This window comes from Chitinophagaceae bacterium, assembly GCA_030053935.1.
GTDB lineage: Bacteria > Bacteroidota > Bacteroidia > Cytophagales > JASGCU01 > JASGCU01.
Map to the genome: position 1 here is coordinate 1 of JASGCU010000093.1, position 9,351 is coordinate 9,351.

The window sequence follows — 9,351 nt, forward strand, 5'->3', positions numbered from 1 at the left end:
CTCCATTTTTATTACAAATCCCCTAATAAAGGGCGTATAATAATATCTTCTACGAGTGTAGAATGAGAGGTAAGATATGATTGAAAGATTATATTTGCTATATCATCGGCTGCAATAAAACGTTCTTTTGGAAGATGGGTATCTTTCCAACTATCTGTAAAGGTTGCTCCTGGTAAAACAGAGGTAACTTTTATATTATAAGGTATGAGTTCTTCTCTCAATGCTTTAGAAAATCCATATAGTGCAAATTTAGAAATAGTATAGAGCCCTCCATTTGGATATGCTTTCAAACTTGCTATAGAACAGATATTAAATATATGCCCTCGTTTTTTTTGCTTTAAGATATATGCTAATTTTTTTGTGAGATAATATGCACTATAGAGATTGGTATCTATGAGTTTTTTTAATTCCCCGTCTTCACTATTTGTTATATCTGCACCTGAAAAAAAACCTGCGTTGTTTATAATAACTTCTATACTTCTTTGGGGAAGAAATGTATGTATGTAATTTACAAATTGTAAAATTTCTGATTCAAAAGATACATCTACTTTGCAAAAATAGAGTTTTTGGGATGGATAGAGTGCTTCCATCTTTTCTTTTAATAAGGATAGTTCTTTTTCACTGCGAGAGCAAGTGATTATATCATATCCGCCATCCATAAATCGTGAAACTAAGGACTTTCCTATTCCTTTAGTTCCACCTGTGATTATAACAAGTGAATTCATACTTTAGTATAGTTGTATTTGTTTTTTGATTTTTTTGAGATCGCTGTCCATCATTTCTTCTACCAGAGAATGTATGTTATATTTTGGTTTCCATCCTAATTTTTGTTGTGCTTTAGTAGAGTCGCCAATGAGCAGGTCTACCTCAGTAGGTCTAAAATATCGAGAGTCCACACATACTACTTCTGTATTTGGCTTCAAAAGTGTATTTTTGATATTGAGTTCTTTGAAACGTTCTGTATGTATTTGAGAAATAATTCCTACCTCATGGATACCGGATTTTTCAAACTGTACTTCTATGCCCATCCATTGAAAAGCCATTTTAACAAACTGACGGACTTCTGTTGTTTTTCCTGTAGCTATGACAAAATCTTCTGCTTGTTTTTGTTGCAGAATGAGATACATTGCTTCTACATAATCTTTTGCATGTCCCCAATCTCTTTGGCTGTTTAGATTTCCGAGATATAATTTTTTTTCAATACCTAATGCGATATTAACTACAGATCTGGTAATTTTTCGGGTCACAAAAGTTTCTCCTCTCAGGGGTGATTCGTGATTAAAAAGAATGCCGTTACAAGCAAACATATTGTATGCTTCTCTATAATTGACGGTTATCCAATAGGCATAGAGTTTTGCGACTGCGTAAGGTGAACGTGGGTAAAAAGAGGTTGTTTCTTTTTGTGGAACTTCTTGTACTAATCCGTATAGTTCGGAGGTACTTGCTTGGTATATTTTTGTTTGTTGGGTTAAGCCGAGTATACGAATAGCTTCTAATAAGCGTAAAGTTCCTATTCCATCTGCATTTGCGGTATATTCAGGGGTATCGAAGCTTACTTTTACATGACTCATGGCTCCTAAATTATATATTTCATCGGGTAGTATTTCTTGTATTATACGAATAAGGTTTGTGCTATCTGTCAGGTCACCGTAGTATAGTTTGAATTTTATTTCTTTTTCATGCTGATCTTTTACTAAATGGTCTATTCTTTCTGTGTTAAAAGAAGAAGAACGTCTTTTTATTCCAAATACTTCATATCCTTTTTCTAAGAGAAATTCAGAAAGATATGCACCATCTTGTCCCGTTACACCTGTTATAAGAGCTTTTTTTAGCATTTTTTAGAGTTAATGATTATTATTGTTTGTTATGAATGTTTTATTATTTGTGTAACACTTTTATGAATATTTGTAGAAATTATATCTGTTGGTAGGTCATTCACATCTCTTCCAAAAGGATCTTCTATTTCTGCTGCGATAAGTTCTATACTCACTAATATATAAAAAACAAGCATTACTACGGGGATAGTTATATATTTAAAATCTAACACAAAAGCAAAAGGGAGTGTATAGGTATATAAGAACAAAAATTTTCTTAGAAATAATCTATAGGAACGAGGTATGGGGGTGCTTTTGATCCTTTCACAACCTCCTAATATATCTGTAAAAGAATTTAGGTCTCTTATTAACGTTTGCAATTGGAAGCCATCTATTTTTTTTTCTTTATATATAATATTTATTTTTTTTGCCATAGAAGCACATATTTCGGCGGGTTTATTTACACTGGAATCTATTTGTTTTTTTTCTTCTTCGTTTTGAAACGCAAGTCCTTCAATAATAGGTTCGCTTCTTAGATGTTGCTTTAATGCGACAGCAAAGTTAGAAATAAAATTTATAAAAAATATTCTATCAGATCCATATTGAATTGGAATAAAAGCATTTACTTTTATTGCTAATGCTCTTGAATCGTTGGTTAGCTGTCCCCAAAGACGTCTTCCTTCCCACCATCTATCATAAGCAGTATTTGTTCTAAAAACTAAAAATAATCCTAAAACGACCCCTAACAAGGAATGGAAAGATACAGCACCATCAAAATGCTCATGAATACCAAAATAATCTACTATAAAACATATAAGAGATGAATAGAGTGTTATAAATAAAAACATCGGCAGAAGTTTTTTTTGAACGGCACTGCTATAACTACTGAATATAATAGTCAAAATGGAATGTTTATCATTATTATTTTTATACTGCATAAAAGTATGTTGATTATTTTATTGAGTGTTTATAAAGAACGAAAATAAATAAAGTATTTGGTATAACAATAGGTGGGTTCTAAAAATTGATTTCTTGCAAAAAAAAAGTGTTGGTAACTATTGATTTTTAAGGGATATAGTTTTTAGGATTTGAATTTTTAGAACCTCTCAATAAGAATATATAAAATTATATATATCAGCGGATATCAATTTTTTATTGTTTTTGGAGAGTTTGGACGTATCTTACAATTTTCCATCTTTCTTCAATAGATATTTGGGAGGAATGTGCTTTCATTCTTCCTTTTCCATGGGTAATAACGTGAAATATATGACCTTCGGGAGCGTTTTTTACGGCTGCTGAATTATAAGGAGTAACCCCTTTATATACTTTTCCTACTTCTCCATCCCCGAGACCTGTTTCTCCGTGACAGTGTTTACAAAATCTTTCAAAGAGTTGTTTGCCTTGAGAAAGGATTATTTCTGTTGAATCCAATGGGTTTTTTATGAATTTTCCTGCATACTGAAGAGAATCTTTTGGAAGTCGGTAGGGGAGGAGTCCTGTTGCATTTCTTTTCACGGTTCCTTCTACTGGTTCCCTCATATTCATCATGGATATGTTGTATGGATTAGAATTAAAGTATTCTGCATATTTTCCATCATGGGAAGTGAGCCATCTACCTGCTTCTGGGTCTTTTATTTGTGTGAGAGGTTCATAAGCTACAGAATGATACATATTAGGTGCGTATTCTCTTCCAGGATAGTTATCTTTTGCTTTGCATCCCAACATTAATAAAAATATTGTAGTATAAATATATTTTTTTTTCATGATATTATTTTATTAAGATATTATTTTTTCATTTACTTCGGATGCTCCACTAGATTTTAGAAGAATCCTTACTTCGCTTGCGGAGTGTTTATTTTTAGATAACTCAATTGCTACTATGTGCTTGTCGTCCGTACTCCTTATATCAAACATTCTCGGTTTTCCCCAGGGTTTGAGATTACTGATGACTAAAAAAGTTCCTACCATTCCAAACGCTGCTAATAGTACAGTGAGTTCAAAAGTCACGGGTATAAAAGATGGGAATGGTAAGAAGTCCTTTCCTCCTATAATCATAGGCCAATCTACTGCCATCATACCTATTTGCATGGTGAGAGCGAGGGTCGTTCCTGTTATACCAAATAAAAATGCTACAATAGGAAGGCGTGATCTTCTATAGCTGAGTGCTTCATCTATTCCATGCACAGGAAAAGGAGAGTACACTTCATATATTTTTATTCCATTATCTCGCAATTTTTTTATTCCGCTCAGCAGTACGTGTTCATTATCAAACACTCCTATTAAAAATTTATTTTCAGAATTCATTTGTGTTTTATTTTTTTATTTTTTCAGAATCTGTGCTTATTATACTTTTTACTTCTGCCATATTTATTACTGGAAAAAACTTGGCGAAGAGAAAGAAAAATGTAAAAAATACTCCAAAAGAGAATATATAATCTCCTACGTCATACATAGTAGGATAGAACATAGCCCAGCTGGATGGAATATAATCTCTATGAATAGAGGTTACGATGATGACAAATCTTTCAAACCACATTCCTATATTTACTACTATAGAAAGTATAAAAGTAGCTGCGAGGTTTGTGCGTATTTTCTTGAACCAAAAAAGTTGTGGGGATATTACATTACAAGTCATCATAGACCAATACGCCCACCAGTAGGGACCTGTTGCTCTGTTATAAAATGCGTAAAATTCATATTCTACTCCACTATACCATGCCATAAAAAACTCTGTAATATACGCTATTCCTACAATAGATCCTGTTACTATTATAATAATATTCATCAGTTCTATATGCTGAATCGTAATATAATCTTCTAATTTATATACTTTTCGTGTAATGAGTAAAAGAGTGAGAACCATAGCAAAACCTGAGAATATTGCTCCTGCAACAAAGTAAGGAGGAAATATGGTAGTATGCCATCCAGGAATTACAGAAGTTGCAAAATCAAAAGACACTATAGTATGAACAGAAAGAACTAAAGGCGTTGCTAACCCTGCTAATATAAGGCAGATGGATTCATAGCGAGACCATGTTTTCGCAGCTCCATCCCATCCTAAGCTGAGTATGCCATATATTTTTTTAGATGTTTTTGTAGTGGCTCTATCACGTATGCTTGCAAAATCAGGTATAAGCCCTATATACCAAAATACTAATGAAACTGAAAAATAAGTGGATATTGCAAATACATCCCATAAAAGGGGGGAGTTAAAATTTACCCATAGGGATCCAAATGTATTTGGAAGGGGAAATACCCAATAGATGCCTAACCATAATCTTCCCATGTGCAGGAATGGAAATATAGCAGCACAAATAACTGCAAATATGGTCATTGCTTCTGCTGCTCTATTAATGGACATTCTCCATTTTTGGCGAAATAAGAGGAGTATTGCAGAAATGAGCGTTCCCGCATGCCCAATTCCTACCCACCATACAAAGTTTGTTATGTCCCAGGCCCATCCAACAGTTTTATTTAATCCCCATTTTCCTATTCCTTCCCACAGTGTAATAGCTACACAATATGTACCAAATCCCAAAAGAAGCAATGATATACTTAATGCTAAGTACCATAGCTTGGTTGGTTTTTCTTCTACTCGTCTGCATATATCTACTGTAACATCATGTACTGTTTTTCCATTTGTTATCAGCGGTATTCTTATGCTTGATGTTGTTGAGTGCATTATTATTCTATATAGTTATTTAAAATTATGTATTGTTTTTTTTTTAATGAAATGAATGCTTTATATTAATATGTTTCATTATTGCCAAAAATAAATATAATTAGATATTTTTTTATAATCTTATTTATTTTTTTTAATTATGGTTTATATTTTTATTATTTTTGTTTTTTTAGTTGAACTTTTACATATTATATTATAAGAATGGTCTATAAGCTGATATAAAAGTGTATCTGTTACTTCTTTATTAATTTGTATGGTATTCCAATGCTTTTTGTTCATGTGGTACCCTGGGGTAATAGAATTATAGTGTTCTCTTAGCTGTATAGATTTTTCTGGATTGCATTTTAAGTTTATAGAAGGGGTTTGTTCTTCCCATTTTTTCATAGAGGTGAGAGCGAATATCTTTCCTTTCACTTTGAATGCTAAGGTGTCTCGATCAAATGGGAATTCTCCTACGGTTTCTTCTTTTGATATACAGTATTGGTGTAGATCTTCTAATGTCATATTTTTACTTTATAGAGATATGTGGATTATTTTTTTTGTTTTAAAATATTCTTCATAAAAAAAATCAGTTATATCATACGGTATCCATGGGTATTCTACGTGACTCAATTCTTCTTCTATTTCTCCACCCTTGAAACAAAATATTCCATTGGGAATTTCGTGTTTTGGTTGTGTATTTATTTTTTTTTTAACCCATTGGGTTAATGTATGCATATTTGTTACTCCTCTACTCAATACAAAATCCCATTTTCCATTCATATCTTCTGCTCTTATTTGTTGGTATATTATATTTGTTAGTTGCAGTTCTTTTGCTATAGATTCTACAACTTTTATTTTTTTCCCAATAGAATCTATGAGAGTAAATTGTGCTTGAGGGAACATTATTGCAAGAGGAATCCCAGGAAATCCTCCACCTGTTCCGATATCTATTATGTTTGTATTTGGTTTGAAATGTATTATTTTAGCAATACTGAGTGAGTGAAGGATATGATGTGTGTAAATATTATCAATGTCTTTTCGAGATACTACATTTATTTTTGTATTCCATTCTTCATATAATGCGGAAAGTTGGGTAAATAATTGTTTTTGATGGTCGGATATATTTGGAAAATATTGAACAATGATACGAGCATCTTTTATTATCTCCATACAAATATTTTTTTTAAGAATATTGTTAAAAGTAAAATCAGAAGATGTATGCTGTATAATATATCCAAAAATGATATGCTGGATAAGAATCTTTGTTGTCCGCTTTTTTTATTAAATAGTAGAACAAATATTCCCCAGAGAAAAAACCTTATGGGTAAGATGCAGATAAAAAGTAAAGGAATGGAAAGAAAAGATATGGTATCTATGAGAAAAAAAAGTGATATAAAAGAAATATAAAACGCTACTTGAGAAAATTCCCATATATAAATAGAAAACCTACCGTGGGTGTAGTAACTTCTATTGTTTAAATGTATGAGTTTCTGTTTCCAAAAATCTATTAATTTTTTGTAAGGATATGAATAAACAATAGATTCTTTAAAAAATACTCCCGTAGTATTACGAGGAGTTGCCCATTTGTTTACATATATATCATCATACCCTGATGGGTATGTTATGGATTTTTCAAATCCTTTATTTTCTAAAAAAAAGGATTTTCTGTATGCTAAATTTTTTCCGTTAGCCATAAAAGGTCTTTTATTACCCAAACTCCCTATACATTGCATTCCGATTAATGTGGTATCGTATTGTATAATTCTGTTTAAAAGTGTTTTTTCTGTAAAATAAGGAGAATATCCGATGCTAAATTTTATTTCTTTATCATTTTGAAAGGAATTTGCGATAGATTTTAACCAATCCGAATGTGGTATACAATGGGCTTCTGTAAATGCTACTATATCATAGCTCGCAGCTTTTATTCCTAAAGTGAGAGCATATTTTTTGGTAGTAACGTGTGGTGGAATATATGAAATATTTACCACTTTTAGATTTTCGTGCAAGTTTTTTTCATTATTAATAAAAAGCGTAGTTGCTTCGTCACTATTTATATTTACTATTACTACTTCAAAATGAGGGTGATCTTGTCCTAATAATGCGGGTAGTAATACTTTTATTTTTGCTTCTTGATTGTGAATACACACTATTACAGATATTCCTTCGTTGGAATTCGTATGAAGCTGGTACTTATTTTCTTTACTTATTTTTATTATTCCTCTACTCCAATAGATGAGAAGTATGAGTTGGATAAAGAAAAAAAATAAACAGAGAGATAAAACAATTGTAAAGATCATTTTTTATATTTGTATTTCTTTTACTTTTATGGTAGTTCCTTCTTCAGATATGACCTCTATATTTTTTTCTATTTCAATGTATCCTCCCCGGCTTATAGCATCATAAATAATATCATCTATGATTACTTTTCCGCTCGGTTTCAAAATAGTATATGTTTTTCCTACTTTTCCTATCAGTTTCCCTGTAAGGGGGGAGCTGCTAAACCCTGCCTCTCTATCCATGACTTGTGAAAGAGCTACTTTTTGAAAATATTTAGATTTTATTATTTCAGAAGATCCGAAAAAAAACAATATAAGAAATGAAAGAACGGAGATTCCTGTTACTATACAAGCAAGCATAAATGTATCCATTTTTACAAAAGAGAAATCAAATTCAATATTATTAATCATGGAAAGGACTAAAGAGAACATCATGATGGCTATCCCTAATATACCAAAAATTCCAAACCCGGGTATTACAAAAAGTTCCACCCCTAAAAGTCCTATTCCTATTATAAACAAAAGTATTTCCCAATTTTCTGTTAATCCATTGAGATAATAAGGAACAAAATAAAGTATTGCTGCTATGACAGCTATCACCAATGGGAAACCGATACCAGGTGATTGCATTTCAAAATAAATTCCTCCTATGATGCATAAAATTAATAAGCCGGATATATATGGATTTAAGAAGATGGCTATTATTTTTTCTACTAATCCTATAGAAAATGTTTTTATGATATATTGCTTAGGTTGTATTTCGATTCTCTTGAGAATGTCTTCTATATTATTTACTTTTGCTTCGCAAAACTCATATTTAATGGCTTCGCTGGTAGAAAATGTAATTACTTTTCCTGTTTTTTTTATGGAAGAATCTTGTAAAACAATTGTTTGATCTACCATTGCTTCTGCTATTTGAGGATTTCTTCCGTTTGCTTCTGCTGTAGATCGCATAATAGATCGCATATAACTTTGATATTTATCAGGGGCAGCCGAACCATCTGCGGTTACTACGGTTGCTGCACCTATACTTGCTCCATCACTCATATAAATGCTATCGCAAGCAATAGAAATTAAAGCTCCCGCTGATGCTGCATCTTTATTTATGTAGGCATAAATGGGTTTTTTAAAATTCAGAAGTGCTGTTCTTATATCATCTGCGTCATTTAATGCTCCACCATACGTATCTATTTCTAATATTATATAGTCTGCTTTTTCCTTCGTCGCTTTTTCTAAAGCAAGCATTATATATCTATTAGACCGAGGATCTATTTCCCCTGAAAGTTTTATATGAAAAATAATCGGTTTAGGATTATTTGTTTTTTCTTTTAATGGCTCACCAAAAGTATGAAAGTCCATTAAAAAAAATATATATGAATACAAAATAACAATATTATATTTTTTCATTACTATACAATTGAGAGAGTATTTAATTATTTATTATCTGATATCTAAAATATCAAATGAAAAAAAACAATATAACAATATATTACAATATTTTAAGTTTATTGACACATCATTACAATTTTACAAAAAATAATACAAATATTTCTTTTTTTAATAAAAAACAAAAAAAAGAGAGATCTTTTTACAGATG

The 9,351-nt window shown here is 31.4% G+C and carries 10 protein-coding genes; all 10 read right to left on the reverse strand.

All coding sequences use genetic code 11. The annotated features are described in order from the left end of the window. Positions 1–11: 11 nt before the first annotated feature. The 10 genes from QM536_08465 to QM536_08510 all read right to left on the reverse strand — a co-directional run bounded on the left by QM536_08465 (position 12) and on the right by QM536_08510 (position 9,161). The gene (locus tag QM536_08465; protein MDI9357038.1) at positions 12–725 is read right to left on the reverse strand and encodes an SDR family oxidoreductase; all 714 of its coding nucleotides are present in this window, start codon (positions 723–725) and stop codon (positions 12–14) included. Between the two features lie 3 nt (positions 726–728). Further along, positions 729–1,835, reverse strand: coding sequence for a GDP-mannose 4,6-dehydratase (gmd, locus tag QM536_08470; protein MDI9357039.1), 1,107 nt, complete (start codon positions 1,833–1,835; stop codon positions 729–731). A 29-nt stretch (positions 1,836–1,864) separates the two neighbouring features. Then, the gene (locus tag QM536_08475) at positions 1,865–2,752 is read right to left on the reverse strand and encodes a bestrophin family ion channel (GenBank protein ID MDI9357040.1); all 888 of its coding nucleotides are present in this window, start codon (positions 2,750–2,752) and stop codon (positions 1,865–1,867) included. Between the two features lie 214 nt (positions 2,753–2,966). Beyond that, positions 2,967–3,578 carry a cytochrome c gene (locus QM536_08480; GenBank protein MDI9357041.1) on the reverse strand — a complete coding sequence of 204 codons (612 nt, stop codon included), beginning with the start codon at positions 3,576–3,578 and terminating at the stop codon, positions 2,967–2,969. Between the two features lie 12 nt (positions 3,579–3,590). Continuing rightward, positions 3,591–4,118 carry a DUF3341 domain-containing protein gene (locus QM536_08485; protein ID MDI9357042.1) on the reverse strand — a complete coding sequence of 176 codons (528 nt, stop codon included), beginning with the start codon at positions 4,116–4,118 and terminating at the stop codon, positions 3,591–3,593. Between the two features lie 7 nt (positions 4,119–4,125). Further along, on the reverse strand, positions 4,126–5,496 hold the full coding sequence (nrfD, locus tag QM536_08490; GenBank protein ID MDI9357043.1) for a polysulfide reductase NrfD: 1,371 nt from the start codon (positions 5,494–5,496) through the stop codon (positions 4,126–4,128). A gap of 144 nt (positions 5,497–5,640) precedes the next feature. Continuing rightward, the gene (locus QM536_08495; protein MDI9357044.1) at positions 5,641–6,000 is read right to left on the reverse strand and encodes an MmcQ/YjbR family DNA-binding protein; all 360 of its coding nucleotides are present in this window, start codon (positions 5,998–6,000) and stop codon (positions 5,641–5,643) included. A 9-nt stretch (positions 6,001–6,009) separates the two neighbouring features. After that, positions 6,010–6,648 (reverse strand): 16S rRNA (guanine(527)-N(7))-methyltransferase RsmG, encoded by a 639-nt coding sequence (gene rsmG / locus QM536_08500; GenBank protein MDI9357045.1) that lies wholly within the window; start codon positions 6,646–6,648, stop codon positions 6,010–6,012. Next, on the reverse strand, positions 6,639–7,775 hold the full coding sequence (locus QM536_08505) for a glycosyltransferase (GenBank protein ID MDI9357046.1): 1,137 nt from the start codon (positions 7,773–7,775) through the stop codon (positions 6,639–6,641). The genes rsmG and QM536_08505 overlap by 10 nt, the downstream gene beginning before the upstream one ends. A gap of 3 nt (positions 7,776–7,778) precedes the next feature. Continuing rightward, on the reverse strand, positions 7,779–9,161 hold the full coding sequence (locus QM536_08510; protein ID MDI9357047.1) for an NfeD family protein: 1,383 nt from the start codon (positions 9,159–9,161) through the stop codon (positions 7,779–7,781). Positions 9,162–9,351: the final 190 nt, after the last annotated feature.